Source organism: Kitasatospora sp. NPDC001261, from assembly GCF_042896795.1.
Taxonomy (GTDB): domain Bacteria; phylum Actinomycetota; class Actinomycetes; order Streptomycetales; family Streptomycetaceae; genus Kitasatospora.
This window is the reverse complement of the sequence record NZ_JBIAXP010000029.1, coordinates 108,904-134,954: the sequence shown is the minus strand read 5'-3', so window position 1 is coordinate 134,954 and position 26,051 is coordinate 108,904. Positions and strand designations below refer to the sequence as shown.

The window sequence follows — 26,051 nt, the reverse complement described above, 5'->3', positions numbered from 1 at the left end:
ATGGTACTGCAGGGGGGACCCTGTGGGAGAGTAGGACGCCGCCGAACAATTCTTCAGAAGAACCCCCATCCGGGTCCCGGATGGGGGTTCTTCGCGTTGTCGGGGTGTTGGTCGAATGATCATGCGGCGTTCGCTGGAGGACCGTGTACATGACGGTTCGTGGGCCCCTATGGTCGAGCCTTCTCGTCCGACCATGCACTCACGACGCGAAGGACACCACGTGGCCTCCATCGACCGGCGCCGTTTCCTCCAACTGGGCGGCGCCTCCGCGGCCGCCGCCGGCCTCGCCGCCTTTCCGCCCGCGGTTGCCAAGGCCATGGCGCTGCCCGCGATCGGCAGGACCCGTTCGATCGAGGACGTCGAGCACGTCGTCATCCTGATGCAGGAGAACCGTTCCTTCGACCACTACTTCGGCACCCTGCGCGGCGTCCGCGGGTTCGACGACCCCCGGCCCACGCTGCTGCCGAACGGCCGGCCGAACTGGCACCAGCCCGCCGCCGCCGTGAAGACCGGCCGCTACCACGACCGCGGCCTGCCGGCCTCCGAGCAGGAGGTGCTGCCCTGGTACATCGACCCCCGGAACACCACCGAGTACCAGGCCGGTACCGACCACGGCTGGAGCAGCGGTCACCTCGCCTGGAACGAGGGGCGCCACGACCAGTGGGTGAACCAGAAGCAGGACGTCATGACGATGGGCCACCTCAAGCGCCAGGACCTGCCGTACCACTTCGCGCTGGCCGAGGCCTTCACCGTCTGCGACGCGTACTTCTGCTCCGTCCACGCCGACACCGCCCCCAACCGGATCTACCTCTGGACCGGCACCAGCGACCCGCGCAACGCGTACGGCCGCCGGCCCAACGGGCCCGGCCTGTGGGAGCGCAACGACACCAACGGCTACACCTGGACGACGTACCCCGAGCGCCTGGAGTCGGCCGGGGTCAGCTGGAAGCTCTACCAGGGCGGTTCGGGCGAGCCGGGCACGCCGACGGACAACTACACCGACAACTCGCTGATGTTCTTCGAGCGGTACCAGGTGGCCGAGGGCGCGTCGGGTCCGCTGGTGGAGAAGGGTGCCACCGACCACACGCTCAAGGAGTTCCGGGCCGACGTCGAGCAGGGCCGGCTGCCGCAGGTCTCCTGGATCGTCCCGCCGTACAAGTACAGCGAGCACCCCTCCGCGACGCCCACCGACGGCGCTTACTACATCAACCTCGTGCTGGACGCGCTCACCGCGAACCCCGAGGTCTGGGGGCGGACCGTCTTCCTCATCAACTACGACGAGAACGACGGCCTGTTCGACCACGTCGTCCCGCCGATGCCGCCGGTCGCCAGCCGTCCGGGCGGCCCGGGCATGGTCTCCGCCGACCTGGAGGCGAGCCTCGGCGATGAGCTGCTGGACCTCTCGAAGTACCCGGGCGAGATGAGCCCGCTGGTCCCCGGCGCCGACCCGGGCGGCCTCCAGCCGATCGGCCTCGGACCGCGGGTGCCGCTGATGGTCATCTCCCCGTGGTCGCGCGGTGGTTGGGTCTGCTCGGAGACCTTCGACCACACCTCGGTGCTGCGGTTCCTGGAGGCCCGTTTCGGCATCGAGGAGCCCAACATCAGCGCCTGGCGCCGGTCGGTCTGCGGCGACCTCACCTCGGCGCTCGACTTCCGGGGCACCGACGCGCGGCGCGTCCGGATCCCGGTGCCCGCGCCGATCGCCTCGCAGGGCAAGCCCTACCAGGTGCCGCTGCCGCAGCGGATGCCCACCCAGGAGCCGGGCACCCGGCCCGCCCGCGCCCTCCCGTACGACCTGCGGGTCAACGAGGAGGAGACGGACACCGCCGGGCAGTTCCGGCTCGAACTGGAGAACCGGGGCTCGGTCGGCGCGTGGCTCTACGTCTACGACCGGACGGCGCCGACGGCCGCCCCGCGCCGCTACACCGTCTCGGCCGGCGACACCTTCGCCGACTTCTGGCCGCTGACCGGCGCCGGCGACTACCACCTGGCCGCCCACGGCCCGAACGGCTCGGTGCAGGAGTTCGAGGGCACGGCCCGGGCCGGGCTGGTGGCGCGCTTCGACCCGTCGAAGAACCAGGTGCGCGTCACGGTCGCCAACCACGGGCCGGTGGCCCGGACGGTCACCGCCGAGAACGCCTACGCGAAGGGCTCGAAGCAGAGCCGCTCCCTCCGCCCCGGCGCCTCGGCCCGGTTCACCTTCGAGCTGCCCGCCGACCGCCGCTGGTACGACGTCACGGTCGCGACCGCGGACGGCCCGGCCTTCCGCCGCCGCTGGGCCGGACACCTGGAGAACGGCCGCCCCGGCACCAGCGACCCCGGCCCGCGCTGACCGGACGGGCCTCCGTGGACGGAACCGGCCCGCGCTGACGGGCCCTCGTCGACCGGTCCGGTCGACGAGGGCCCGGGCGGTCAGCCGCCCCGGCGGGGCAGCCAGGTCCGTCGGCGCGGGCCGGCCACCGTGCCGACGGGCGGCGAGTGGAGGGCGGCCACGGCGCTGCGGATCAGGATGCGCACCCCCTCGGCCGCCGTCTCCGCCGACATCGACGCGCTCGTGTCCCGGCCGGACACCTGGCTCGGCAGGTACGGCAGACGCGCGAACCCTCCGCGCAGCTCCGGGCGTTCGGTGGCGATCAGGTGCGCCAGCCCGTAGAAGACGTGGTTGCAGAGGTGGGTGCCGGCGGTGTGCGAGACGGTGGCCGGGATCCCGGCCAGCTGGACCGCCGCCACGCAGGCCTTGACCGGCAGCGAGGAGAAGTAGGCGGCCGGGCCCTCCGGCACGACCGGCTGGTCGACCGGCTGGTTGCCCTTCCGGTCGGGAGCGCGGACGGCGTCGTCGAGGTTGACCGCCACCCGCTCGACCGTGAGGTCCGGGCGGTTGCCGCCCTGGCCGGTGGCGATGACCAGGTCCGGCTCGAACCGGGCCACCGCCCGGCGCAGTTCGGCGATCGAGTCGCCGTACACCCAGGGCAGCCCGGCGAACTCCAGGGCCACTCCGGCCGGCGGACCGGCGGCGACCAGCCGGCCCGCCTCCAGGGACGAACTCAGGGGATCGCGGCCGAACGGTTCGAAGGCGGTCAGCAGGACGCGGATGATGGCGGACCTCCCAGCGTACGGGAACGTACGGAACCGATTTGTGCCTTCGAGCGTAGGGCCGTCCCGAATGTCCCGGCAAGCCCCGCAGGTCGCGGTCGGACACCGTTGGACACCGGGACTTCACCCGGCGTCAGGTCCGGCGCAGCGCGCCGTCCGCACGGAGCGAGTCGAGGGTGGGGTAGCCGTCGACGGCCATCAGGAGGTCGGCCTCGGCGAGCAGTGACCGCAGCACGTGGACGATGCCGTCGGTGCCCTCCAGCGCCAGGCCGTAGGCGTACGGGCGGCCCACGCCGACGGCGGTGGCGCCGAGGGCGAGCGCCTTGACGACGTCGGTGCCCGAGCGGACGCCCGAGTCGAAGAGGACGGGCAGTCCGTCGGCGGCCGCGACCACGTCGGGGAGCACGTCGAGGGCGGCCAGGCCGCCGTTGGCCTGGCGGCCGCCGTGGTTGGAGCAGTAGACGCCGTCGACGCCGCCGTCCCTGGCGCGGCGGACGTCCTCGGGGTGGCAGATGCCCTTGAGGAGGATCGGCAGGTCGGTGAGCGAGCGCAGCCAGGGAAGGTCGTCCCAGGTCAGCGGGTTGCCGAAGACGCCGGCCCACTCCAGGACGGCCGCCCGGACGTCCTCCTCCGGCGCCTTGGCGAGGCGGGAGCGGAACACCGGGTCGGAGGTGTAGTTGGCCAGGCAGTGGCCGCGCAGCTGCGGGAAGTTGGCGGTGGCCAGGTCGCGCGGGCGCCAGCCGGTGACCCAGGTGTCCAGGGTGACGACGATGCCCCGGTAGCCCGCGGCCTCCGCCCGGTGCACCAGGCTCTCCGCCAGTGCCCGGTCGGTGGGGGTGTAGAGCTGGAAGAAGCCGGGGGTGTCGCCGAACTCGGCGGCCACCTGCTCCAGCGGATCGACCGTCAGGGTGGAGGCGACCATCGGGACGCCGGTCCGGGCGGCGGCCCGGGCGGTGGCCAGGTCCCCGTGCCCGTCCTGCGCGCACAGGCCGATCACCCCGATCGGCGCCATGAACAGCGGGGTCGGCAGCCGCTGGCCGAACAGCTCCACCGACAGGTCCCGCGTGCTCGCGCCGACCATCATCCGCGGCACCAGGCCCCACCGCCCGAAGGCGGCCACGTTCGCGCGCTGGGTGGACTCGTCGCCCGCGCCGCCCGCGACGTAGGAGAGCACCGAGGGCGGCAGCGCCGCGCCCGCCCGCGCCTCCAGCTCGGCGAAGGCCATCGGCATCGTCGGCAGGACGCCGCCGAGCCCGCGCAGGTAGATCTCGGTCTGGTAGTCGCCGAACCGCCCCTGGAACGCCGGGTCACTCTGCTGGTCGACCATCCGCCGGCCGTCCTTCCGTCCGCACCCGCCCGGGACCGTCCCGGCCGACGCCGCCCGCCCACCCCGCAGGACGGGCGGGCGGGTCGACGGCACCCCGGCATTCTCGCCACGAACCGTGCCGACGGCCAGGGTCGGGGCGCGGGTGTTCAGGGTGTCGGCTCGGGACGCACCCGGTGGCCGTACCGCCACACGGTGGCCGCGGCGAGCAGGGCGACCGCCCCGCCGAGCAGCATGACCGTGGCGGGGGAGGAGTGGTCCACCACCAGCCCGCCGGTCAGCGCGCCGATCGAGAAGCCGGCCTGGAACGCCGAGGTGAAGACCACCCCGGCACCCTCCGGGGCGTGCGGGGCGGCGGCGAGGAACCAGCTGAGCGAACAGACCGGGACGGCGCCGTACGCCACGCCCCAGAGGGCCAGCAGGACGGCGGCGCCCGGACCGCCGGTGCCCAGCAGTGGCAGCAGCAGGGCCGCGGCGGCGAGCAGCACGGCCGCCGTGCCGAACACCGGACGCAGCGCTCCGGCCGCCCGGCCGCCGGCCAGGACGTTGCCGAGCAGTCCGGCGGCGCCGTAGCCCAGCAGCAGGGCGGTGACCAGGCCGGGGCCGGCGTGGGTGGTGCCGGTGAGGAACGGGGTGACGTAGGTGTAGCTGCCGAAGTGGGCCGGCACGATCAGGAAGGTCACCGCGATCCCGGTCCGGGTGCCCCGGCCGGCCAGCAGCCCGCGCAGCACGCCCAGCCCGGTGGCGGTCAGCGGGGGCAGCGGCGGCAGCGACCGCAGGAGGGCGGCCAGCGCGAGCACGGTCAGCGCCGCCATCGCCAGGAAGGCCGCCCGCCAGCCGGCCACGGAGCCGAGGAACACCCCCGCCGGCACGCCGAGCACCGAGCCGAGCGGGACGGCGGAGAAGATCAGCGTGTTGGCGCGGGCCTGCCGGTGCTCCGGGACGAGGCGAGGGGCGAGCCCGGAACCGATCGACCAGAACGCCCCGATGACCAGACCGAGGGCGACCCGGGCGGCCAGCACCGCCCAGTAGGCGGGGGCCAGGGCGCTGAGCAGGTCCGCCAGGGTCAGGACCAGCAGCAGCGCGCAGAGCATCGTCCGCCGGTCCGCACGCCTGGTCGCGACGGTCACCACGGGGGCGGCCACCGCGGCGACGATGCCCGGCAGGGTCATCATCAGCCCGGCCGTGCCGTCGGAGATCCGGAAGGTGGCGCCGATCGGGGTCAGCAGGCCGATCGGGAGGATCTCGGTGGTGACGATGGAGAAGACGCCGGTCGTCACGGCGAGGACGGCGAGGGTGCCGCCGCCGTTGCGGGGGCGGGACTTCGGGGTGGGCGGCTTCGGGGTGGGCTGGGTCGAGCTGAGGGTGGTGCCGGTCGGCATGCCGGAGGTCCCGTCGGTGGGTGGTGGGTGTGTCACCCGAAGTCCACCAATCCGACCGGGGGTTGGGCTGGCGTGAATCCGACGTCAACGCTTCCGCGCGGGGCCGGCGCTCCGGCGTCGCCCTGCGGTTCGGCGCGGCCCGGCGTCCGGCGTTACCCGGCGGCGTGGCGCTGTCTGGCGCGGTGCGCGATCTCGCCGAGGATGCGCTGCCAGGTCGGCGAGGCCTCGGCGAGCCGGGAGAAGATCACCGCCTGGTTCCCGGGCCGGCTGCTGTCCCGCCCGTGGGCGACCTCCCACGCGTCCAGGTCGTCGATCAGCCGGTCCACGCGCGGATCGTCCGGTGCCCAGTCGAGCGACTGGTCGCAGAGCAGGAACAGCCGCGTCGTCTCGGGGTCGTCGAAGCTTGCGTTCTTCTCCTGGATGCCCCGGCGCATGGCCTCCGGGTCCAGGGCCTGGTGCAGGATCCAGGTGTCGCGTTCGAGCCGTACCGACTGTTCGCCGACCCCGAGCGCGCGCATCCGGTCCAGGATGGCGACCACCTCGGGTGGCAGGGCGAGCCGTTCGCCGCTCGCCAGGTCGGCGATCCGGCGGCGGTGCTCGGCGAGCTGCTCGATCCGGCGCTCCAGTTCGGCGTCGAGCTCGGCGACGGCGGCGGCGAACTCCTCGGGCCGTGCCCGCAGCATTTCGTCGATCCGGGCCAGCGGCACGCCGGCGTCGGCGAGCGTCCTGATCCGGATGAGGTCGACCGCCGCCTGAGCGCTGTAGCGGCGGTAGCCGGAGCCGTCGCGTTCGGGCTCGGGCAGCAGTCCCACCTGGTGGTAGTGGCGCACGGTGCGTACGGTCACGCCGGCGGTCGCGGCGAGTTGACTGATCGTCAGCACCGGTGCGCTCCTGTCGTGTTGACGGCCTGCGGCCGGGGTGGTGCCAGGGGCCGGGGTCGAAGCCTAGGCGCGGCCCGCCCGGTCCACGACGTCGCGGATCGCCTGGACCACGGCGTCGGCCCGCTCGAAGACGAACTGGCTGTGGCCGGTGTCGGGGAGGATACGCTGCTCCCCGTCCGAGACGGCGTCCACCATGGCCGCGTACAGCCGCGTCTTGCCGTCGTGCATCGCCCGCAGGGCCTCCTCGGACATCAGCGCCTGCTGGCCGGGGTCGACGCCCAGCGGGGTGAGCGCGATCAGCGGGACGTCGGGCAGGTCCGCCCCGGCCCGCAGCTCGACGGCCAGGTCGGCCATCGAGGCGCGCTCGGCGATGCCGGCGTGGATCCAGCGCTCGCTCACGTGGTACTCGACCACCGCGTCCCGGACGTCCGCCGGGAAGTCCACGAGCAGTTCCGCGGCCATCTGCCGGATGCCCGGGAGTGCCTGCCGCAGCTGCTCCTCGGTGGGCGACAGCCGCACGCTGGCGGCCAGGCTCGCCTCGGCGGGCATGTAGTCGTCCCAGTCCCGGTGGAAGGCGTCCAGCCAGACCAGCCCGGCCACGTCCTGCGGGTAGCGCTGGGCGAAGCCGTGGGCGTAGGCGCCGCCGAGCGAGTGCGCGACCAGGACGTACGGGCCGGGGACGCCCTGGGCGTGCAGCAGTTCGTGCAGTTCGGTCGCCACCTCGGCGGCGGTGCGCGGCAGCGCGGCGTCGTCGCTGAAGCCGGTGCCGCCGCGGTCGTACACCACGGCGGTGGTGAACCGCGAGGCCCCTTGCTGGACGCCGAAGTAGTCCAGGCCGATGGCGCTCGCGCCGGGCAGGAGGATGACCGCGGGCCCGCCCGTGCCCTGGCGGTGCAGGTAGAGGCGGCGGCCGTCGATCTCCTGGAAGCCGCCGACCGGGGGGTGGAGCGGAGTGCTGGAGGTGCTCTCGTTCGTCATGCGGCAAGCCTGCAACCCTGACGTAGCGTCAAGGTCAAGCGTCCGGTCGCGGGACTTCCCCGGGAGGGGTCGGGCCGCCGGTGCGGGGGCCCGTCAGGGGCTCGGGGCGTTCGGGGCGGCCGTGGTGGTGAAGCGGTTGCGGAACTCGGTGGGCGTGGTGCCCAGCCGGCGGGCGAAGGCGCGGCGCAGGGTCTCGTCGCTGCCCAGGCCGCTGAGCCGGGCGGCGGCGGTGATGCCGTGGCCGTCGAGGAGCAGCTGTTGGGCGCGGTCGAGGCGGACGCGCTCGACCCAGCGGGCCGGGGTGGTGTTCAGCTCGGCCTGGAAGAGCCGGGTCAGGTGGCGGGTGCTGACGGCGGCCGCGGCGGCCATCGCGGGCAGGCTGTGGTCGGCGCCCGGGTCGGCGAGGACGGCGTCGGTGAGCGCGCGCAGCAGGCCGCTGCGGGCGGGCGGGGTGGCCAGGGCGGTGGAGAACTGCGACTGGCCGCCCGGGCGCTGCACGAAGACGACCAGCTCGCGGGCGATGGCGCGGGCGGCCTCGGCGCCGTGGTCGTGCTCGACCAGGGCGAGGGCGAGGTCGATGCCGGCGCTGATGCCGGCGCTGGTGTGGTAGCGGCCGTCCCGGACGTGCAGGGCGTCGGGTTCGACCCGCACCCCGGGGTGGCGGAGCGCGAGGGCGGTGGCGTGGCGCCAGTGGGTGGTGGCCCGGCGGCCGTCGAGCAGCCCCAGCGCGGCGAGTACGAAGGCGCCGCTGCACACCGAGGCGACCCGCCGGGCCCGCCCGGCGAGGCCCTCCGCGGCGGCGAGCAGGGGTGCGTCCGGTCCCCGGGCGGCCAGGTGGTCGGCGCCGGCGACGACCAGGGTGTCGAGGGGTTCCCGGGGGCCGGGTGCTCCCTGGACGTCCTCCGGTGCGGCGGTGTCCGCCAGGGCCACGCCGTTGGAGGCGGTGACGGTGCCGCCGCCCGGGGAGACCAGGACGGTCCGGTAGGGGTGGCCGAGCCGGCCGGCCTGGTGGAACACCTCCAGCGGACCGCTGACGTCGAGCAGCGTCACCCCGTCGAACACGAGGAAGGCGACCAGGCGCGTCATGTCCGAATCCGAGGTCCGGCTGTCCGTACCGACATGGCGGCAGCGTACGCCACGGGGCGAGGGTGGAGGAGTCGACCGAACAGCCCCCGAAAAGTATGAACGCGGAGGAACCATGACGAACGAGACGATCGCGGGCGTGCGCGTCCCGGACAGCGCCCTGGCCCGGGAGGCGACCGAACTGGTGCGGGAGGCGGCCTCGCCCCTGCTGTTCGACCACTCGCGCCGGGTGTTCCTGTTCGGGGCGCTGCGCGGCGCCGAACAGGGGCTGGAGTTCGACCCGGAGCTGCTGTACGTGGGCGCGATGTTCCACGACCTCGGCCTCACCGGCCGCTTCGCCCGGACCGACCAGCGGTTCGAGATCGACGGTGCCGACGAGGCCCGCCGCTTCCTGGCGGCCCACGGCATCACCGGCGAGCCGGCGCAGCGGGTCTGGACCGCCATCGCCCTGCACACCACCCCGGAGATCCCGTTGCACATGGCGCCGGAGATCGCCCTGGTCACCCGCGGCGTGGAACTGGACGTGCTGGGGATCGGCTACCACGCGATCTCCGCGGAGCAGCGGGCCGCCGTGGTCGCGGCCCATCCGCGGCCCGACTTCAAGAACCGCATCCTGGCCGCGTTCACCGACGGCATCAAGGGCCGCCCGGACACGACCTTCGGCAACGTCAAGGCGGACGTGCTCGCGCACTTCGTGCCCGGCTTCGAGCGCGGCGACTTCGTGGAGGTGATCAAGGGCTCCGAGTGGGGGGAGTGAGCCGGGGCGGGCCTTCGGCTGAGGGGTTCTGGTCGCGGGCGTTGGATGCGGGCGCTGGCCGTGGGCATTGGTTGCGGGCATCGGTCGGGGGCGTTGGACGCGGGCTTCTGAGGGCAGCCCGGGGGCCCGGTCGGCGTCGCTCGGCCGGGTTTGACGGGGGCTCGGGGTTCCACCACCCTTCCACTAATCGAATAGTGAAAGGGTACTTTGCCGATGCCCGCTCCCGCCTCCGTGTCCCGGGCCGTTCCGAGCACGGCCGCTCTTCCGTCCGTACCGCCCCGCGCCCGCCGCCCCGCCCCGCTCGCGTGGGGCCTGGCGGCCGGGTTCGCCGCGCTGTACGCCTGCGTCGCCGTCAACCGGCACCGGCGCGGCCTCACCAAGGCCTACGACCTGGGCATCTTCGAGCAGGCCGTCCGGGCGTACGCCCACGGGCAGGCACCGATCGTGCCGCTCAAGGGCCCCGGCTACCACCTGCTCGGGGACCACTTCCACCCGCTGATCGCGGTCCTCGCCCCCGCCTACCGGGCCTTCCCGAGCCCGCTCACCCTCGTCGTCGCCCAGGCGCTGCTGATGGCGCTGGCCGTCGTCCCGCTGACCCGCTGGGCCCACGAGGTGGCCGGGCCGCAGGTGGCGCTGCTCGTCGGCTGCGCCACCGGGGCCTCCTGGGGGATCGTCCGGGCGGCGGCCGACGACTTCCACGAGATCGCCTTCGCCGTCCCGCTGATCGCCTTCGCCGCCACCGCACTCGGCCGGCGCCGGCCGCTCGCCGCCGCGCTCTGGTCGCTGCCGCTGCTGCTGGTCAAGGAGGACCTCGGGCTGACGGTGGCCGCCGTCGGGGTCCTGATCGCCTGGCAGGCCCGGCGGGAGCGGCACAGCAGCCCACTGCCCGGACTCGCCCTCGCCGCCGTCGGGCTCGCCGCGACCGCGCTCACCGTGCTCGTCGTGCTCCCGGCGTTCAACCCGAGCGGGAGCTTCGACTACTGGCAGCAGCTGGACGGCGGCGGGCAGGGCGGGCAGGCCTCGCTCTGGGAACTGCCACTGCGGCTCGGCTGGCCGCCGGTCAAGTGGCTGCTGCTGTTCCTGCTCGCCGCCACCGCCGGCTTCATCGGCCTGCGCTCACCGCTCCTGCTGCTCTGCGTGCCCACCCTCGCCTGGCGGCTGTTCTCTTCCAACTCGCACTACTGGGGCGTCAGTTACCACTACAGCGCGGTGCTGATGCCGATCGCGTTCGCGGCCCTGGTGGACGTCCTGCGCCGGGTTGACGCGGGTCGCCGGGGTGACGCGCGCCGCCGCGTCGAGGTGCGCCGGGCCAGGCGCGGGCTCGCCGTCAGCGCCCTGGTGGCCGCCGTGACGCTGCCGCTCTACCCGCTGCACGAGGTGGTGATGCCCGAGGCCTGGCGCACCTCGCCCCGGCTCACCGAGACCCGGGCGCTGCTCCACCGGATACCCGACGACACCACCGTGGCCGCCTCCAACCGGCTGGCGGCCCAGCTCACCCGCCGGACGGAGGTCACCCTGGTGTGCCGGACGCCGGAGGGCCCTGGCCCGCAGTGGGTGGCCGTCGACCTGCGCGACCCGAGCGTGCAGGCCCCGTGCGCCACCGCCGACACCGCCCGGATGCTGGCCGTCTACCGGGAGCGCGGCTACCGGCCGCTGGTCGAGCAGGACGGCCTGCTCCTGCTGCAACGCCCCTGAGCCGCCTCCCGGGCCGGGCAACCCCCGAACACCGGACAACCCCAGACCGGACAGCTCCAGACCGGATACTCCCGGGTCCGGCTTGACCCGCGCGGCGCCGTGCGCCACCATTCCACTATTGAACTAGTGAAAGGCTGAATCGCCGGTGATCGAGTACCGCATCGAGCGGCGCAGCGGCGTCTCCACCTACCAGCAGATCGTGCAGCAGACCAAGCAGGCCCTGCGGCTCGGACTGCTCCAGCCCGGAGACAAGCTGCCGACCGCCCGAGAGGTGGTCGAACTGACCGCGATCAACCCCAACACCGTGCTGAAGGCCTACCGCGAACTCGAACGCGAAGGCCTGGTCGAACCCCGCCCGGGGCTCGGCACCTTCGTCCGGCGCTCGCTCGCCCGGCCGGAGGCGGCGGCGGACGGGCCGCTGCGGGCGGGCCTGGTCGGGTGGGTGGACCAGGCCCGGGAGGCCGGACTGGAGCGCGAGGACATCACCGCGCTGATGGCCTCCGTCCTGGAGCAGCGCTTCGACACCGGGGTCCCCGGCTCCGACGACAGGGTCTGAGGCTCCGAAACCGGGGGGGGCGACACCGGGGCTCCGACATCGGGGGGCCCAAACCCCGACACCGGGGCCTGCGGCTCCCCGGCAACACCGAACCGAGAACAGTGGGGGGACCGGGTGGACGACCCGACGACCACGGCGCCCGCGACGGCGCCGGCCCTGGAGGCCGAAGGCCTCGGCAGGAGGTACCGCGGCGGCTGGGCGCTGCGCGGCTGCGACGTCACCGTCCCGGCCGGGCGGATCTGCGGCGTGGTGGGCCCCAACGGCGCGGGCAAGAGCACCCTGCTCTCCCTCGCCGCCGGCCAACTCGCGCCCACCGAGGGCGGAGTACGGGTGCTCGGCGCCACCGCAGGTGCGCCCGAGCTGCGCGCCCGGGTCGCCTACGTGCCGCAGGACAAGCCGCTCTACCCGGCCCTCACCGTCGCCGAGACGCTGCGGATGGGCCGCGAGCTCAACCCGGTGTGGGACGAGGCCGTGGTCCAACAGATCGCAGAGCAGGGCGAGTTGAACCCCAAGGCGCGGATCGGCTCGCTCTCCGGCGGCCAGCGCACCCGGGTCTGCCTAGCCCTCGCCCTCGGCAAGCTCCCCGACCTGCTGCTGCTCGACGAACCGATGGCCGACCTCGACCCGCTCGCCCGGCACCAGCTGATGGGCACGCTGATGTCGGTCGCCGCCGAGCGCGGCGCCGGGATCGTGCTGTCCTCGCACATCCTCCCCGAGCTGGACGGCGTCATCGACCACCTGCTCCTCGTCCAGCGCGGACGCGTCCGGCTGGCCGGTGACCTGGAGGAGATCCTCGACGGGCACCGACTGGTCGCCGGGCCGGCCGCCCAGGGTTCCTCCCTGGCCGCCGAGACGGTGGTCGAGCAGCGCGTCAGCGGCCGCCGGGCCGTCGCCCTGGTCCGCACCGACGAGCCGGTGGACGGCGACTGGGAGAGCGAACGCCCGAGCCTGGAGGACCTGCTGCTCGGCTACCTCCGGGCCTCCGCCGACACCCCCGCCGACAACCCGAACCGCGTGAAGCCCGACCCGAACGGGGTGGCCGCATGAGCACCGACGTCCTGCCCGACCGGGCCCCCACCTCCGCACCCGCCGACCGGCGGCCCGCCACCCCCGCCCTGCGCGGGCTCATCTGGCTGACGCTCCGTCAGAACCGCTTCCTGCTCTGGGCCCTGGGCGTGCTTCTCGTCCTCGCGGTGGCGGACCTCGTCTGGATCCACGTCGCCCTCCGCCACATCATCGGCGTCCTGCGGCGGACCGGCTGCTACTACCCCGACTCCTGGTCCGACTCCGAGTGCTGGGCCCTCCTCGCACCGATCAACCGCCCCAACTTCTGGTACCTGGAGGTCCTCCAGCCCGCCGTCACCGTCCTCCCGCTGCTGATCGGCGTGTTCATCGGCGCCCCGCTGCTGGCCCAGGAGTACGAACGCGGCACCATCCGGCTGATCCGCGCCCAGTCCGTCAGCCCGGCCCGCTGGCTGGCCGTCCGCCTCGCCGTCCCCGGCCTCGCCGTCCTGGCCGTCAGCGGTGTGATCGCCGTCCTGATGACCTGGGTGTGGTGGACGGACATCGCACACGGTCCGGACGCCTTCGACCCGCCGTTCCAGTTCTTCACCTACCCGGCCATCGGCCTCGCCCCGGTCGCCTGGTCCCTGTTCGCCTTGGCCCTCGGCGTCCTGGTCGGCCAACTCGTCCGCCGCACCCTCCCCGCGATGTTCGCCACCGGCGCCCTCGTCGCCACCGCCCACGGCCTGGTCGTCTGGGCCCGCCCGCTCTTCTACCCGGTCGTGGAACAGGTGGCCCCCGTGGGCACCGCCCAGCCCACCAACGCCTGGCTCATCGACCAGGGCGTCGTCTTCCCCGACGGCACCCGCGTCACCACCGACTCCTGCGCCCTCAACACCACCTGCAACACGGCCAGCGCCTCCTGGCTCCGCTTCCACCCGGCCGCCCACCTCACCCCCATCCAACTCGTCGAAGCCGGCATCCTCCTGGCCCTTGCCGCGGCCCTCCTGATCGCCGTCTTCCGCCGCATCCGCGCCTAGCGCGACGGTTGTCCGCGGCGTCGAAAACCGTCGCCGACAGTTCCTATTCCTCGTCAATCCCCCGGCACCGCCGGGGGATTTTCCATGCCCGAAACCGCCTGGTCGGGCGGCTCTTCAGGTGTTCGATGACAGGAAATGCGTTCGCTTTCCGGTGCCGTTGAAATGGCCATCCGAATTTCCGCCGAGTGAAAGTCGGCCATCGGTCGGCGGGAATTCGGCCACTTTGGCCCGACCGGCTTCCGGTCCCCGAGGCCGCCCCCATGCTGGAACGTTCGTCACCGACTGAAGGGAGAATGGTGAGCGTTCCACGGCGACATGCGGGTGACCCCGATGTCATCGGTCAGACCGCCGCGCTGGTCGGATTCCTGCGCGAGGTCGTGCAGAGCAGCCATCAGCGGCTCCGGGACACGCGTTCCTGGGGGCCGCTCTGGCTGGCCGACCTGCCGGCGAAGGTGCCCCGGCCGTCCGGGGACGACGACCGTCCGTTGTTGATCCTGGACCACGTTCCGCAGGCCGCGGCGCCGGAACTGCCGCCGGTGCTGGAGGGGTGGGTCGACGAGCGGCTGTGCCAGGACGCCGATGCCGAGGACCCGCCGCTCGCGGAGGAGGGTCCGTACCGGACCGGGGAGCCGGCGGCGGGCGGAGCCGACGGGTGGCAGGGCGACGAGGCGGTCGTCGCGCGGAAGGAGGCCGCGGAGGTCCTGCGGGCGTACGGTCCGTGGCTCGCGCGCTGGCGGATCTGGGCCGAGCGGGAGCGGTCCGAGCGGTCGCGGCGTCAGCTCTACGAGAAGGTCTACCACTGGCACCAGCAGTTGGCGCGGCAGGACGACCAGCAGGAACTCGTGCTCGCCGCAGGCCTGTTGAGCTGGCGGGAACCGAACGGCGGGATGATCCACCGGCACGTGCTCTCGCGGCGGGTGGAGACCCACGTCGATCGGCGGACCGCGCAGATCACCGTACGCCTCACGGAGAGCGGAGCGGTCCGGCTGGAGGACCGGGACTTCCTGGACGCGGACGACGGCTGGGTGCCGGAGCGTGCGGCGGCGTTCAACGAGGAGCTCTCCGCGCTGCCCTTCCACCTGTTGAGCGAGGAGGCGCTGGAGTGCCTCTCGCAGTGGTTGGACCTGGTCCTGCCCAGGCCGGTGGCGTTCAGCACCAACTGGCGTCCGCCGGCGGGACCGGATGAGGGCGCCAGGCTGACCTTCGCGCCCGCCCTGCTGAAGCGGCCCAGGGACCGCAACGAGGTGTTGAGGTTCTACGACCGCATCGCGGAGAGCGTGGTGTCCGAACGCCGGGCCCCGCTCGGGCTGGCGCAGTTGGTGATGTCGCTGAACCCCGAGGACCGGCAGAACTGGGGCGGGCGGCAGGCGCCGGCGCTCTTCGGTGACGAGCCGCTGTTCCCCGGCAAGACCAATGCCCAGCAGCGCTCCGTACTCCAGCGGCTGCAGCGGGACACCGGCGTGGTGGTGCAGGGCCCGCCCGGCACCGGAAAGACGCACACCATCGCCAACCTGGTGTCCGCGCTCCTGGCCCAGGGCCAGCGGGTGCTCGTGACCAGCGCCAAGGACCAGCCGCTGACCGTGCTCCGGGACAAACTCCCGGCGGCTGTCAGGGACTTGTGCGTGTTGCTGCTCAGCACCACCAGCCAGGACGGTGCCAGCGAACTGGAACGCACCATCAACGCGCTGAGCGATCGGGTGGCGGCGGGCGACACCGACCAGCTGCGGGACGAGATCCAGCGGCTGACCCAGCGCCGGTACGAGGTGCGCAGCCGGATCAAGCTGCTGACCGAGCAGGTGGTCTCGCTGCGGGAAGCGGAGGTCTACCAGCACCCGGAGGTCGCACCGGGCTACTCGGGGACGCTCGCCGCGATCGTGCGGAAGGTGCAGGACGAGGCGGTGCGGCTGGGCTGGATCGGCAGGCTGCCGAACCGGGCGCCGGAGGCACCGCCGCTCTCGCCCGTCCAGGCGGAGGAACTGCTCGAGCTGCTGCGGGACGGTGCCGGGCAGTGGACGGAGTCCGGGGTGTTCCCGGCGGCGGAGACGCTGCCGACGTCCGGCCAGGTCGCGGCGGCCCTCGCGGTGAGCCAGCTGAGCGTCAACGGTCTCTCTCCGGCGGCGATCGAGGTGCGCAACGTCCTGGCCGCCCTGGAGACCTCCACCACGGACCGGCTGACCGAGCTGCTGGGCTCCGGCCGAAACCGACTGCACCGTCTGGGTGTTCACCGGGAGGCCGCGCGCTGGGGCGACGAGGGCTGGGTGGAGCGCGCGCTGACGGACCGGCTGGCCCGGCGCCACCCCGATCTCTGGCGGCGTGTCGCCGACGTCGCGCGCGTGCTCCCCGAGGTGGCCGAGGGCCTCGACCGGGTCGGTCTGCGCACGGTGGTCCTCCCGGACCTCCTGGTCCCCGAGCGCGCCCGCCGGATGGCGGCCACGATCCCGGCCCTGATGGAGCAGCTGTCGGCGGGCCGCAGGCTGCGGACCCGGTTCGCGTTCAGGGCGCAGCGGGAGGCCGAGGAACTCCTCGGCAGTTGCACGGTGGACGGCAAGGTGCCGGCCTCCGCCGACGATCTCGGCGCCGTGCTGGCCCATCTGCACGCGCACGCGGCCCTCGCCGCGGTGGCGGCCCGCTGGGAGCAGGTGGGTGCGGCAGTGCCGGAAGCGCCGCTGGAGGTGCGACTGGCCTCGCTGTCCGAGCGCTACCGGCACCTCGCCGAGGTCGACGGATTCGGCCGGATCCGTGAGCAGGTCGACGAACTCCTGGTCCACCACGGGGTGTACCTCGACCTGACCCGGCCGCAGGCGTGGCAGGACTTCGCCGAGGCCGTCGCGGCCCTGGCCGGCCGGCAGCGCGCGGAGGAGGCCGCGGAGCGGCTCGGCCGATGGGACCGGCTCCTGCGCGGCGGGGAGGACGGCGTGGCCGCGCCGGTCGAGGCGCTCGCCATGGCGCAGGCCCTGCGCGACCGCGACGTCGACCGGTACACCAAGGAGCTCGAAGCGCTCGCGGCAGCGCAGCAACGGGACCAACGGCGGCGCCGCTGCGTGGAGTTGCTCGACGGCCTGCGCAGCGCGTCGCCCGCGCTCGCCGGCAGGCTCGAAGCGGAGGCCGAGGACCCGGCCTGGGACGAGCGGCTCGCCCGGCTCCGGGACGCCTGGGCCTGGGCGAAGGCGTCCGAGTTCATCGACGACGAACGCGCGCCCGGCCGGGAGCAGCGCCTCGACGGCGAACTCACCGAACACGAGGCGAAGTTGGAGGAGCTCACGGGAGACCTGGCCGCCGCACACGGCCGGCTGCACTGCCTGGTGCGGATGACCCAGGAGCAGCGCTCGGCACTCCAGGCCTACCGCACGCACATGGCGTCGTACGGCAAGGGCAAGGGCAAGAGCGCCTCCCACTTCAAGGCGGCCGCCCACAGCGCGATGCAGGTCGCCCAGGGAGCGGTGCCGGCCTGGGTGATGCCCATCGCGCGGGTGGCGGAGATGATCAAGCCCAGGCAGGACGCCTTCGACGTGGTGATCGTCGACGAGGCCAGTCAGGCCGGCATGGACGCGCTGTTCCTGCTCTGGCTCGCGCCGAGGATCATCGTGGTCGGCGACGACAAGCAGTGCACGCCACCGGTCACCGGGCTGGGCCGCACCCAGCAGATCCAGGACCGACTGTCCGCGCACCTGCCGGAAGTCCCCGCCCACCTGCGCCAGTTGTACATGCCGCACTCCAACCTGTACCAGCTGCTGTCGACGTTCTTCCCGTCCACCATCCGCCTGCAGGAGCACTTCCGCTGCATGCCCGAGATCATCGGCTGGTCCTCGGAGACCTTCTACACCCCGCCGGGCCTCATCCCGTTGCGGCAGTACGGCGGTGAACGGCTCGACCCGCTGCTGACGCACTACGTCGAGGGCGGGGTCACCGAGGGACGCGACGGACGGATCCGCAACCCGAAGGAAGCGGAGGCGATCGTGGACTGCCTCGCCGAGCTGGCCGCGGACCCGGCGTACGAGCACAAGACCATGGGCGTGATCGTGCTCCAGGGCTTCGGCCAGGTCAAACTGCTGGAGCAGCTGATCGAACAGCGACTGCCGGCCCCGGTCCGGGAGCGCCACCGCATCCGGGTGGGAACCCCGGCCCAGTTCCAGGGCGACGAGCGGCACGTCATCCTGCTGTCGATGGTGGTCGACCGGGTGCGGAAGATCGCCGGCGGCATGCGCAGCGAGCAGCAGGCCTACAACGTGGCGGCCAGCCGCGCCCAGGACCAGATGCGGCTCTTCTACTCGGTGCCGCCGGACCAGCTCAAACCCGGGGACCTGCGGCTCAACCTCCTGGGCTACATGCAGAACCCGCCGGCCGCACTGGCGGAGGCGGCCGACCTCGGCGCCGTGCTGCCCGACGTCCGGCGCCCGCCCTTCGACTCCCTCTTCGAGCAGCAGGTCTACCTGCGGCTCAAGGAGCGCGGCTACCACGTGGTGCCCCAGTACCCGGCGGGCAGCAAGCGCATCGACCTGGTGGTGATCGGCGCGCGCGGCCGCCTGGGCGTGGAGTGCGACGGCGACTACTACCACTCGACCCTCGACCAGATCCGGCACGACCAGCAGCGCGACCGTGAACTCCAACGGGTCGGCTGGCGGTTCTGGCGCATCCGGGAGAGCGAGTTCAGGTTCGACCCGGACGAGGCCCTGGTGGGCCTGTGGGAGGAACTCGACCGGCAGGGCATCCGCCCGGCGAACTACTCCCGGCCCTCCCCGCCGCCGAAAGACACGCGGCCGTGGACGCCACTGGAACTGCCGGAGGGCGACGAACTGCCCGACGAAGGCGCGGAGAACCACGAGCCGCCGGGGCAACAGGGCCCCGACGACGGGGACGGTGCCGAATCCGCCCCCGCCCCTGACACCGATTCGACCGGAGGAACGGCATGACCCAGACGCACAGCCGGCAGGACGACCGCACGCTGGACGAGAACACCCTGGAGGAACTCGCCCGCGTCGTCGCGGGCGACGACGACCTCCTCTACCGCCGCGGCTTCGAGATCGCGGCCTTCCTCAAGCGGGCCGGCTGGCAGGAGGTGCCCGAGTACGACGGCCAGTACCGCAGGGAGTGGGCCGCCGAACTGCTGATGGCCCGGCGCGACCAGCCCGGGGAGATCGAGAAGGTGCTGCTCAGGCTGGCCGATCCGCGTGAGTACCTCGAGGAGCCCGGCCTGCTCACCGAGGTCGTGACGGCGGTCAACACCTTCCTCATCCACGAGGGGTACCGGCTGGAGAACCCCGGCGGCAGCCCCAGGCTGGTGTCGTGCGACCCGGCACTGGCGCACCCGACGCACTACGGCTCCGCCGAGCTGAAGGTCGTCATGGCGGACCTCATCGCCGACGGGGCCATGGCGGAACTGCTCCAGTGGCGCCTGGACGAGGCCCGCACCTGCTACGCCAACGGCGCCCACGTCGCGGCGATCATCATGCTCGGCTCGTTGATGGAGGGTGTGCTGCTCCAGACCGTCGTGGAACGGGACCCGTCTCTCCTGGGCAGGGACTCCGAGGACAGCATCAACCTGGACAGGTTGATCAAGGCGTGTCACCGAGTCGGGTGGCTCGGCCCGGACGCCGAGAAGTTCAGCCACGAGCTGCGCAAGTACCGGAACTTCGTGCACCCCAAGGCCGAGGCCCGGCAGAGCCACCGGCCGGACCGCGACACCCTGGCCATCTGCTGGCAGGTGGTCAACGCGGCCCTGAACGACCTCGCCGACACGCACCCCGGCCGTGCCCGGTAGCAGTGCCGGCGCAGGGCACACGCGTCGCGGTCGGAGTGGTCCGAGGAGTCGTGGGACTTCAGGAAGCGGCGGCGGCCGGTCTCGCTGAAGCAGGACGGGGCGGCCACGGCGATTCGGGTTCCGCGGTGACGCCCGAGCCGTAGGTGCGGGGGCCGGCGGCTTCGGTGGAGGGGGTTGGTGTCCACCGGGGCCGCCGGTCGGTCGTGGGCCAGGACGGCGGGGAGTGGTGGGTGGGATCATGGTGCCGTCCTGGGTGTGCGGAGTGAGGCGGGGGTCGGGTGGTGGGGGAGCGGCGGCGGGGTGGGCGGCGGGCCGGGGAGGTCCTTGCCGAGGCGGAGGGGTTGCGGGCGGCGGCCGGGGCGGTGGTGGCGGACCACCGGGGGGCCGTGGAGCAGGTGCGGGTGGCGTACGTCGGGGTGCGGGACCGGCTGGTGCGGGAGGAGTTGGGGGCCATCCCGGTGGCGCGGCTCCGGGACGTGACGGAGGGGCGGCTGCGGGTCGGGGCGCTGGAGGCGGCCGGGCTGGGGACGGTGCGGCAGGTGGTGGAGGCCTCCGGCTACACGCTGCGGCTGATCCCGGGGGTCGGGGCGCAGACGGCGGCGCAGGCGCTGGCCGCGGCCGGGCAGATCGCCCGGGCGGTCGAGCAGACGGTGGCGGTGCGGCTGGACGTCGAGCGGCAGGACGCGATGAGTTCCGCGCTGGTCGTGGCGCTCCAGCGGCTGGTGGCCGCGGGGCCGGAGACGCGGCGGGCCCGGGAGACCGCGGAGCGGGTCCTGGCCGAGGTCGAGCCGCTGGTGGCGGCCGCGGGGCCGGCCCGGGGGGTGCTGCGCGGGCTGTTCGCCGGGCGGGAGCGGCGGGCGCAGGCGCAGGCGGCGGTCGAGTCCCTGGCGGAGGCGCTGGTCGGGTTCGGGGCGCGGGAGGTCCCGGTGCTGTTCGCCCAGGCCTCGGTCGACCTGCTGCGTCCGTCGCTCGACCCGGTCGAGGCGTGGACGGACTTCGAGCTCCGCTCGGCCGACTACTACGGCGTGCTCGGCGGGATCGTCGAGGAGGCCGGGGTCGAACTCGCCGCCGCCGAGGGGTTCCTGCCGGAGGACCTGTCGGACCGGGTGCGGGCCGAGCCGCTGGACGACGCCCACTGCCGGGTCTCGCTGCGCGGCTACCAGGCGTTCGGGGCGCGGTTCGCGCTCGCCCAGCGGCGGGTGATCATCGGGGACGAGATGGGCCTCGGCAAGACGGTGCAGGCGATCGCCGTGCTGGCGCACCTGCGGGCCCGGGGGAGCACCCACTTCCTGGTGGTCTGCCCGGCCAGCGTCCTGATCAACTGGATCCGGGAGGTCGAGTCGCGCAGCACCCTGCGGGCGTTCCGGGTGCACGGACCGGAGCGGGAGGCGGCGCTCGCCGAGTGGCTCCGGGACGGCGGGGTCGCGGTGGTGACCTTCGACGGGCTGCGCCGCCTGGAGGCGTCGGAGGTGGCGGAGTCGGCCGCGGTCGGGATGGTCGTGGTGGACGAGGCGCACTTCGTCAAGAACCGTGCCGCGCAGCGCTCCCGGGCGGTGGCCGCCTGGGCGGAGCGGGTGGAGCGGGTGCTGTTCCTCACCGGGACGCCCATGGAGAACCGGGTGGAGGAGTTCCGCACCCTGGTGGAGTACCTCCAGCCCGCGCTGGTGCCGCTGGTCCGGCAGGGTTCGGCGGCCGCCGGGCCGGCGGCCTTCCGCAAGGCCGTCGCCCCGGCCTACCTGCGCCGCAACCAGCAGGACGTGCTCACCGAGCTGCCCGAGGTGGTGCACGTGGACGAGTGGGAGGAGTTCTCGCCCGCCGACCTCGCCGCCTACCGGTCGGCCGTCGCGGCGGGCAACTTCCCGGCGATGCGCAGGGCCGGTTACGCGGACCCGGTGGAGTCGGCCAAGCTGAAGCGGCTGCTGGAGATCGTCCGGGAGGCGGCGGACGGCGGGCTGAAGGTGGTGGTCTTCTCGTTCTTCCGGGACGTCCTGGCGGCCGTCCAAACGGCCCTGGACCAGCGGGCGTTCGGGCCGATCGACGGCTCGCTGGAGTCGGCGCGGCGGCAGGACGTGGTGGACGGCTTCAGCGCCGCGCCCGGGCACGCGGTGCTGCTCTGCCAGATCCAGGCCGGGGGCGTGGGCCTGAACATCCAGGCGGCCTCGGTGGTGATCCTGTGCGAGCCGCAGGTCAAGCCGACCCTGGAGGAACAGGCGGTGGCCCGCTCGCGCCGGATGGGGCAGGTCCGCCGGGTGCGGGTGCACCGGCTGCTCGCCGCGGACAGCGTCGACCAGCGGGTGCTGGACCTGCTGCGGGCGAAGGGCCGGCTGTTCGACGAGTACGCGCGGCGCAGCGAGGTGGCGGAGTCGACGCCGGAGGCGGTGGACGTGTCGGAGCAGTCGCTGGCGGCGCTGATCGTCGAGGAGGAGCAGCTGCGGCTGGCGGCCGCCGAGGGCTGAACGCGTCAATCGGCGAGTGTGCGCAGGTAGGTGAGGACGGCACGGACCCGGCGGTGGCCGGTGTCGGGGGTGGGCATGCCGAGCTTGCCGAAGATGCTGCCGATGTGCTTGTTCACCGAACTCTCGGCGAGGAAGAGGAGCCGGGCGATGGTCGGGTTGTTGTGGCCCTCGGCCATCAGGGCGAGCACCTCGCGCTCGCGCGGGGTGAGGGTGGCCAGCGGGTCGGGGCCGGTGCGGTGGGCCATCAGCTGGGAGATGACCTCCGGGTCCATCGCGGTGCCGCCCTCGGCGACCCGCCGCAGCGCCTGGAGGAACTCCTCGGCGCGGCCGACCCGGTCCTTGAGGAGGTAGCCGACGCCGGTGGCGCTGTCGGCGAGCAGCTCGGCGGCGTAGGCGCGTTCGACGTACTGGGAGAGGATCAGGACGGGCAGCGCGGGCAGTCGGCGGCGGGCCTCGACGGCGGCGCGCAGGCCCTCGTCGCGGAAGTCCGGGGGCAGCCGGACGTCGACCACGGCGACGTCGGGGCGGTGGTCGAGCAGGGCGGGCAGCAGGTCGTCGCCGTGCTCGACGGTCGCGCACACCTCGTGTCCCTCGCTGTGCAGCAGCAGGACCAGGCCCTCGCGGAGCAGGGCGTTGTCCTCGGCGATCAGGATCCGCACGGGATCTCCACTTCCAGGATGGTCGGGCCCCCGGGCGGGCTGGACAGGCGGGTGGTGCCGTCGAACGCGGCGGCCCGGCGGCGCAGGCCGGGCAGCCCGCTTCCGGCGCCCTCGACGGCGCCGCCCCGGCCGTCGTCCTCGACCCGGACGGCGATGGCGGCAGTGGTGATCCGCAGCCGGACCAGGGCGCCGCGGGCGCCGCTGTGCCGGGCGACGTTGGCGAGCGCCTCGGAGACCACGAAGTAGGCGGCGGCCTCGGCGGCGGCCGGTGCGCGCGGCGGCGGGTCGGCGGACTGATCGGCGGAACGGCCTGCGGATGCCTCGGAGTTGTGCAGCTCGACCCGGGTCGGTACGGCGCAGCGGGCGGCGAGCGACCGTACGGCCTCGGCCAGGCCGCGGTCGGCGAGCAGTGGTGGGTGGATGCCGCGTACCAGGGTGCGCAGCGACTCCAGGGCCTGTTCGGCGACGAGTTGGGTGGAGTCCACCAACGCGGCTGCCTGCTCGGGGCGTTGGTCGAGCGCGCGGCGGATCATGCCGAGCCGGAGCGAGACGGCCACCAGGTTGGCCTGGGCGCCGTCGTGCAAGTCCCGTTCGATCCGGCGCAGTTCGGCGGCATGGGCGTCCAGCGCCTCGGACCGGCTGGTGGTCAGCTCCCGGACGCGGTGGGCGAGCGAGACGCGGGGCCGGGCGACCAGCAGCCGGCCGGAGGCCCGGGCGTGCAGGTCGGCGAGCGGCGGCAGCGCGACCAGGGCGACGGCGGCGTAGCCGACACCGCCCAACGCGGCAGCGGCGGCCATCGGCCAGGAGTCGACGGTCAGCAGGATGATCTTCCCGCGCTCGTCCGGCAACAGCTGCCACCACACCGGCGCCGTCAGCCAGTTGAAGGCGTGGCTGCACAGGGTGAGGGCGCCGGCGCACAGGGCCGTCCCGGCCGTGCCGTGGGCGAGCAGCCAGAGCAGGTCCTTGCCGACGGCCGGGTCGCGTAGGGACAGCCGGTCGCCGTACGGCGTGCGCAGCCGCTCGCCGCCGAGCCGGGCGCCGACCCGGCGTCGGTGGAAGTCGGCGGAGCGGCGCAGCAGTCGCAGGGCCGGCGGGAGGAGCGGCAGTCCCACGGCGACCAGGCAGAGGGCGAGGACGACGAGCAGCAGGCAGAGCCCGACCAGCGCGGCCAGACCGGTGCCGAGGCTGAGCAGGAGGTAGCGGGCGGCGGCGGGGAAGCGGCGTGCCGCGGACCGGGCGAAGGCGCGCGGGCCCGGGCGGCCCGGGTGGACGGTCGGCCGGGCCGTGGACCCGTCAATCCTCGGCGTCCGCACGACTGTTCAGTGCCTCCGAGCCCCGAGCCGACTTTTCGATCACCCTAGCACCGGCCCCGGGACCGCCCTGGAATCGCTCCGCAGGCCGCCCCGAGGGCGAAGGCCCTTCCGCCGCCACGCGGGGCGCCTCCACAATGGGCGGATCGATCGCGGAAGTGGGGGACCGGGATGGAGTGGCTGCTGGGGATCGGTGGAGCCCTGCTGCTCGGCGTGGTGACCAATCTGGTGTACGACTTCGCCAAGTTCGGCGGGTCCCGGCTCGGCTCCCGGGTGCCGGTGCCGCGGGTCCGGCGGGCGAGCCTGACGGTGGCGGCCCGGGCGCACGACGTGCGGGCGGACGGGCTGGCGCCGCTGATCACCTGGTCCGCGGCCCGGCCGCTGGTGCCGGGCACGCTGGTGACGGCGCACCGCGGGCGGGTGGAGCGCCCGCACGCGCTGGACGCGGCCGGGTGGGCCGAGGAGGTGGCGCGCCAGCGGGCGGCCGGTGCGGCGGGCCGGACGGCGTACATCTCGCGGCTGACGGTCGATCACGGCGAGCACGGCGGCGCGCGGGTCTGCGAGGTGGACATCGCCGAGAGCGACTACGCGGAGTGCATGGCCACCACCCGGCTGGGCCGGGAGGACCCGGCGGCGGCCCGGCTGCTGCGCGCGGCCCTGGACGAGGGACTGACGAACTTCGTGGCCGTCGCCCCGCCCACGATGGTCAGCGCCTGCGTCGCGGTGCGGGACCGGCTGGGCCGGCTGCTGCTGCTCCGCCGCTCGCTGGCGGTCAACACCTTCCCGGCGCAGTGGACGGTCGGGATCAACGAGACGATGAAGTACCGCGACGAGCCCGGCGCCGCCGAGGACTTCTACGGGCTGGTCCGGCGGGCGCTGGAGGAGGAGCTGGGGCTGCTGCCGGACGACGTCGGGCCGGCCGTGATCACCTGGCTGGGCTGGAGCGAGCCGGCCTCCTGCTACACGCTGGTGGCCACCGTCCGGTCCCGGCTCGACGCGGCCGGGATCGACCGCCGCCGCGAGGCCTGCCACAGCAGCTTCGAGCACGACATGGCCGTCTGGGTGCCCTTCACCCGCCGTACGGTCTCCGAGCTGGTCGAGGGCGGCACCTGCCCGGACGGCTCGCGGCGCTGGTCGTACCTCGCGCCGCTGGTCGCCTGGGAGGCCTGGCGGGCGGCGCAGCAGGAGCGGGCGTAGGCCGGAACGGGCATTCCCGAGAACGCCCGTTCCCGAGAGCGGGCATTCCCGGGAACGGGCGTTCCGCATGCGGAACGAGCGTTCTCGGGGCGGCCGTGGTCAGCCGACGGCGGCCCGCCAGTCCGCCGGACCGCTCGCCGGGAGGTGCCCGGGCAGGCCCGGCGTCCAGCGCTTCGAGCCGTCCGGCAGGACGGCCAGGGCCTCGATGCCGGGTCGGCGGGCGGCCCAGGCGAGGGCGCGGTCCGGGCCCATGGCGAACGCGGCGGTGGCCCAGGCGTCGGTGCGGGCGATGCCGGTGCCCGGGGCGCCGACCAGGGTGAGCGAGGCCAGGCCGTGGGCCGGGCGGCCGGTGTGCGGGTCGAGGATGTGCGCGCCGCGCTCGGCGGTGCCGGAGGTGGCCACGGCGAGGTCGTCACCGGCGAGGACGGCGGCCAGCAGCCCCGGCTGCCGGGGGTCGGCGATGCCGATCCGCCACGGGCCGCCGGCGGTCTGCACGTCCCCGCCGCCGCTGACGCAGTACTGCCGGGCGCCGGAGGAGCGCAGCAGGCCGGCCGCCTGCTCGACCGCCCACCCCTTGACCCAGCCGCTCGGGTCCAGCCGCCCGCCCGGCCGCTCGCTGAAGTGGCCGTCCGTCTCGGCGGCCACGTCGCGGCAGGCCGCCAGCACGGCGCGGACCTCCGGATCGCAGTCGTCCAGGGCGAGTTCGCCCCGGTCGAGGCGGCTGATGTCGCTGTCCGGCCGGTAGGTGGAGAACACCGCGTCGATCCGGTGCAGCCGTTCGGCGATCCGCTCCAGCGCGGCGGCGGTGCCGGGGCCGGGGTCGCGGACGGCGATCGAGAAGACGGTGCCCATCACGGGCTCGGCGTGGCGCAGCACTGGG

19 protein-coding genes are annotated in these 26,051 nt (G+C 74.1%); 10 read left to right on the top strand and 9 right to left on the bottom strand.

The window, feature by feature from the left end:
• Window positions 1–220 precede the first annotated feature (220 nt).
• Window positions 221–2,332 carry a phosphocholine-specific phospholipase C gene (locus ACFY4B_RS32890; RefSeq protein WP_117492851.1) on the top strand — a complete coding sequence of 704 codons (2,112 nt, stop codon included), beginning with the start codon at window positions 221–223 and terminating at the stop codon, window positions 2,330–2,332.
• Window positions 2,333–2,412: 80 nt separating this feature from the next.
• Here ACFY4B_RS32890 and pcp read toward each other — a convergent pair whose 3' ends face one another.
• From pcp to ACFY4B_RS32860, 6 genes are all read right to left on the bottom strand, one after another.
• On the bottom strand, window positions 2,413–3,096 hold the full coding sequence (gene pcp, locus ACFY4B_RS32885; RefSeq protein ID WP_079272827.1) for a pyroglutamyl-peptidase I: 684 nt from the start codon (window positions 3,094–3,096) through the stop codon (window positions 2,413–2,415).
• 130 nt (window positions 3,097–3,226) lie between these two features.
• Window positions 3,227–4,420, bottom strand: a complete 1,194-nt coding sequence (locus tag ACFY4B_RS32880) for an alpha-hydroxy-acid oxidizing protein (protein ID WP_387974150.1) — start codon at window positions 4,418–4,420, stop codon at window positions 3,227–3,229.
• A gap of 146 nt (window positions 4,421–4,566) precedes the next feature.
• Entirely contained in the window at window positions 4,567–5,799 is a 1,233-nt protein-coding gene (locus tag ACFY4B_RS32875) for an MFS transporter (protein ID WP_380776122.1), read from the bottom strand.
• Window positions 5,800–5,951: 152 nt separating this feature from the next.
• Complete coding sequence (locus ACFY4B_RS32870; protein WP_387974146.1) at window positions 5,952–6,680, bottom strand: MerR family transcriptional regulator; 729 nt, start codon at window positions 6,678–6,680, stop codon at window positions 5,952–5,954.
• A gap of 63 nt (window positions 6,681–6,743) precedes the next feature.
• Window positions 6,744–7,658 (bottom strand): alpha/beta fold hydrolase, encoded by a 915-nt coding sequence (locus ACFY4B_RS32865; RefSeq protein WP_387974143.1) that lies wholly within the window; start codon window positions 7,656–7,658, stop codon window positions 6,744–6,746.
• Between the two features lie 93 nt (window positions 7,659–7,751).
• Window positions 7,752–8,744: a GlxA family transcriptional regulator gene (locus ACFY4B_RS32860; RefSeq protein WP_387974140.1), complete on the bottom strand. Its 993-nt coding sequence runs from the start codon at window positions 8,742–8,744 to the stop codon at window positions 7,752–7,754.
• Window positions 8,745–8,856: 112 nt separating this feature from the next.
• Here ACFY4B_RS32860 and ACFY4B_RS32855 point away from each other — a divergent pair, with 112 nt between their 5' ends.
• The 8 genes from ACFY4B_RS32855 to ACFY4B_RS32820 all read left to right on the top strand — a co-directional run bounded on the left by ACFY4B_RS32855 (window position 8,857) and on the right by ACFY4B_RS32820 (window position 22,005).
• Window positions 8,857–9,498: an HD domain-containing protein gene (locus ACFY4B_RS32855; RefSeq protein WP_387974137.1), complete on the top strand. Its 642-nt coding sequence runs from the start codon at window positions 8,857–8,859 to the stop codon at window positions 9,496–9,498.
• A 213-nt stretch (window positions 9,499–9,711) separates the two neighbouring features.
• Window positions 9,712–11,193, top strand: a complete 1,482-nt coding sequence (locus ACFY4B_RS32850) for a DUF2079 domain-containing protein (RefSeq protein WP_387974134.1) — start codon at window positions 9,712–9,714, stop codon at window positions 11,191–11,193.
• Window positions 11,194–11,338: 145 nt separating this feature from the next.
• Entirely contained in the window at window positions 11,339–11,749 is a 411-nt protein-coding gene (locus ACFY4B_RS32845; protein WP_387974131.1) for a GntR family transcriptional regulator, read from the top strand.
• Between the two features lie 114 nt (window positions 11,750–11,863).
• Window positions 11,864–12,796, top strand: coding sequence for an ABC transporter ATP-binding protein (locus ACFY4B_RS32840; RefSeq protein WP_387974129.1), 933 nt, complete (start codon window positions 11,864–11,866; stop codon window positions 12,794–12,796).
• Window positions 12,793–13,791: a hypothetical protein gene (locus ACFY4B_RS32835; protein ID WP_387974126.1), complete on the top strand. Its 999-nt coding sequence runs from the start codon at window positions 12,793–12,795 to the stop codon at window positions 13,789–13,791. The genes ACFY4B_RS32840 and ACFY4B_RS32835 overlap by 4 nt, the downstream gene beginning before the upstream one ends.
• Window positions 13,792–14,084: 293 nt before the next feature.
• Window positions 14,085–18,701: an AAA domain-containing protein gene (locus ACFY4B_RS32830; RefSeq protein WP_387974124.1), complete on the top strand. Its 4,617-nt coding sequence runs from the start codon at window positions 14,085–14,087 to the stop codon at window positions 18,699–18,701.
• On the top strand, window positions 18,698–19,549 hold the full coding sequence (locus ACFY4B_RS32825) for a hypothetical protein (protein ID WP_387974121.1): 852 nt from the start codon (window positions 18,698–18,700) through the stop codon (window positions 19,547–19,549). The genes ACFY4B_RS32830 and ACFY4B_RS32825 overlap by 4 nt, the downstream gene beginning before the upstream one ends.
• Window positions 19,550–19,827: 278 nt before the next feature.
• A complete protein-coding gene (locus ACFY4B_RS32820) occupies window positions 19,828–22,005 on the top strand; it encodes a DEAD/DEAH box helicase (protein WP_387974119.1) in 2,178 nt (725 codons plus the stop codon).
• 5 nt (window positions 22,006–22,010) lie between these two features.
• On the opposite strand, the gene ACFY4B_RS32815 is transcribed toward ACFY4B_RS32820, so the two are convergent.
• Together ACFY4B_RS32815 and ACFY4B_RS32810 are read right to left on the bottom strand one after the other, a co-directional pair.
• Window positions 22,011–22,664, bottom strand: a complete 654-nt coding sequence (locus ACFY4B_RS32815; protein ID WP_387974116.1) for a response regulator — start codon at window positions 22,662–22,664, stop codon at window positions 22,011–22,013.
• Window positions 22,652–23,977 carry a sensor domain-containing protein gene (locus ACFY4B_RS32810; protein ID WP_387974113.1) on the bottom strand — a complete coding sequence of 442 codons (1,326 nt, stop codon included), beginning with the start codon at window positions 23,975–23,977 and terminating at the stop codon, window positions 22,652–22,654. The genes ACFY4B_RS32815 and ACFY4B_RS32810 overlap by 13 nt, the downstream gene beginning before the upstream one ends.
• A gap of 168 nt (window positions 23,978–24,145) precedes the next feature.
• On the opposite strand from ACFY4B_RS32810, the gene ACFY4B_RS32805 reads away from it, so the two are divergent.
• Window positions 24,146–25,171 (top strand): hypothetical protein, encoded by a 1,026-nt coding sequence (locus ACFY4B_RS32805; RefSeq protein WP_117492864.1) that lies wholly within the window; start codon window positions 24,146–24,148, stop codon window positions 25,169–25,171.
• 99 nt (window positions 25,172–25,270) lie between these two features.
• On the opposite strand, the gene ACFY4B_RS32800 is transcribed toward ACFY4B_RS32805, so the two are convergent.
• The gene (locus ACFY4B_RS32800) at window positions 25,271–26,023 is read right to left on the bottom strand and encodes an FAD:protein FMN transferase (protein WP_117493080.1); all 753 of its coding nucleotides are present in this window, start codon (window positions 26,021–26,023) and stop codon (window positions 25,271–25,273) included.
• Between the last annotated feature and the right edge of the window lie 28 nt (window positions 26,024–26,051).

Excerpts from the sequence above, each read along its gene's own strand:
- ACFY4B_RS32880 (WP_387974150.1), bottom strand. The coding sequence starts at position 4,420 with ATGGTCGACCAGCAGAGTGACCCGGCGTTCCAGGGGCGGTTCGGCGAC.
- ACFY4B_RS32875 (WP_380776122.1), bottom strand. The coding sequence starts at position 5,799 with ATGCCGACCGGCACCACCCTCAGCTCGACCCAGCCCACCCCGAAGCCG.
- ACFY4B_RS32865 (WP_387974143.1), bottom strand. The coding sequence starts at position 7,658 with ATGACGAACGAGAGCACCTCCAGCACTCCGCTCCACCCCCCGGTCGGC.
- ACFY4B_RS32860 (WP_387974140.1), bottom strand. The coding sequence starts at position 8,744 with ATGACGCGCCTGGTCGCCTTCCTCGTGTTCGACGGGGTGACGCTGCTC.
- ACFY4B_RS32855 (WP_387974137.1), top strand. The coding sequence starts at position 8,857 with ATGACGAACGAGACGATCGCGGGCGTGCGCGTCCCGGACAGCGCCCTG.
- ACFY4B_RS32850 (WP_387974134.1), top strand. The coding sequence starts at position 9,712 with ATGCCCGCTCCCGCCTCCGTGTCCCGGGCCGTTCCGAGCACGGCCGCT.
- ACFY4B_RS32835 (WP_387974126.1), top strand. The coding sequence starts at position 12,793 with ATGAGCACCGACGTCCTGCCCGACCGGGCCCCCACCTCCGCACCCGCC.
- ACFY4B_RS32830 (WP_387974124.1), top strand. The coding sequence starts at position 14,085 with ATGGTGAGCGTTCCACGGCGACATGCGGGTGACCCCGATGTCATCGGT.
- ACFY4B_RS32825 (WP_387974121.1), top strand. The coding sequence starts at position 18,698 with ATGACCCAGACGCACAGCCGGCAGGACGACCGCACGCTGGACGAGAAC.
- ACFY4B_RS32805 (WP_117492864.1), top strand. The coding sequence starts at position 24,146 with ATGGAGTGGCTGCTGGGGATCGGTGGAGCCCTGCTGCTCGGCGTGGTG.
- ACFY4B_RS32800 (WP_117493080.1), bottom strand. The coding sequence starts at position 26,023 with ATGGGCACCGTCTTCTCGATCGCCGTCCGCGACCCCGGCCCCGGCACC.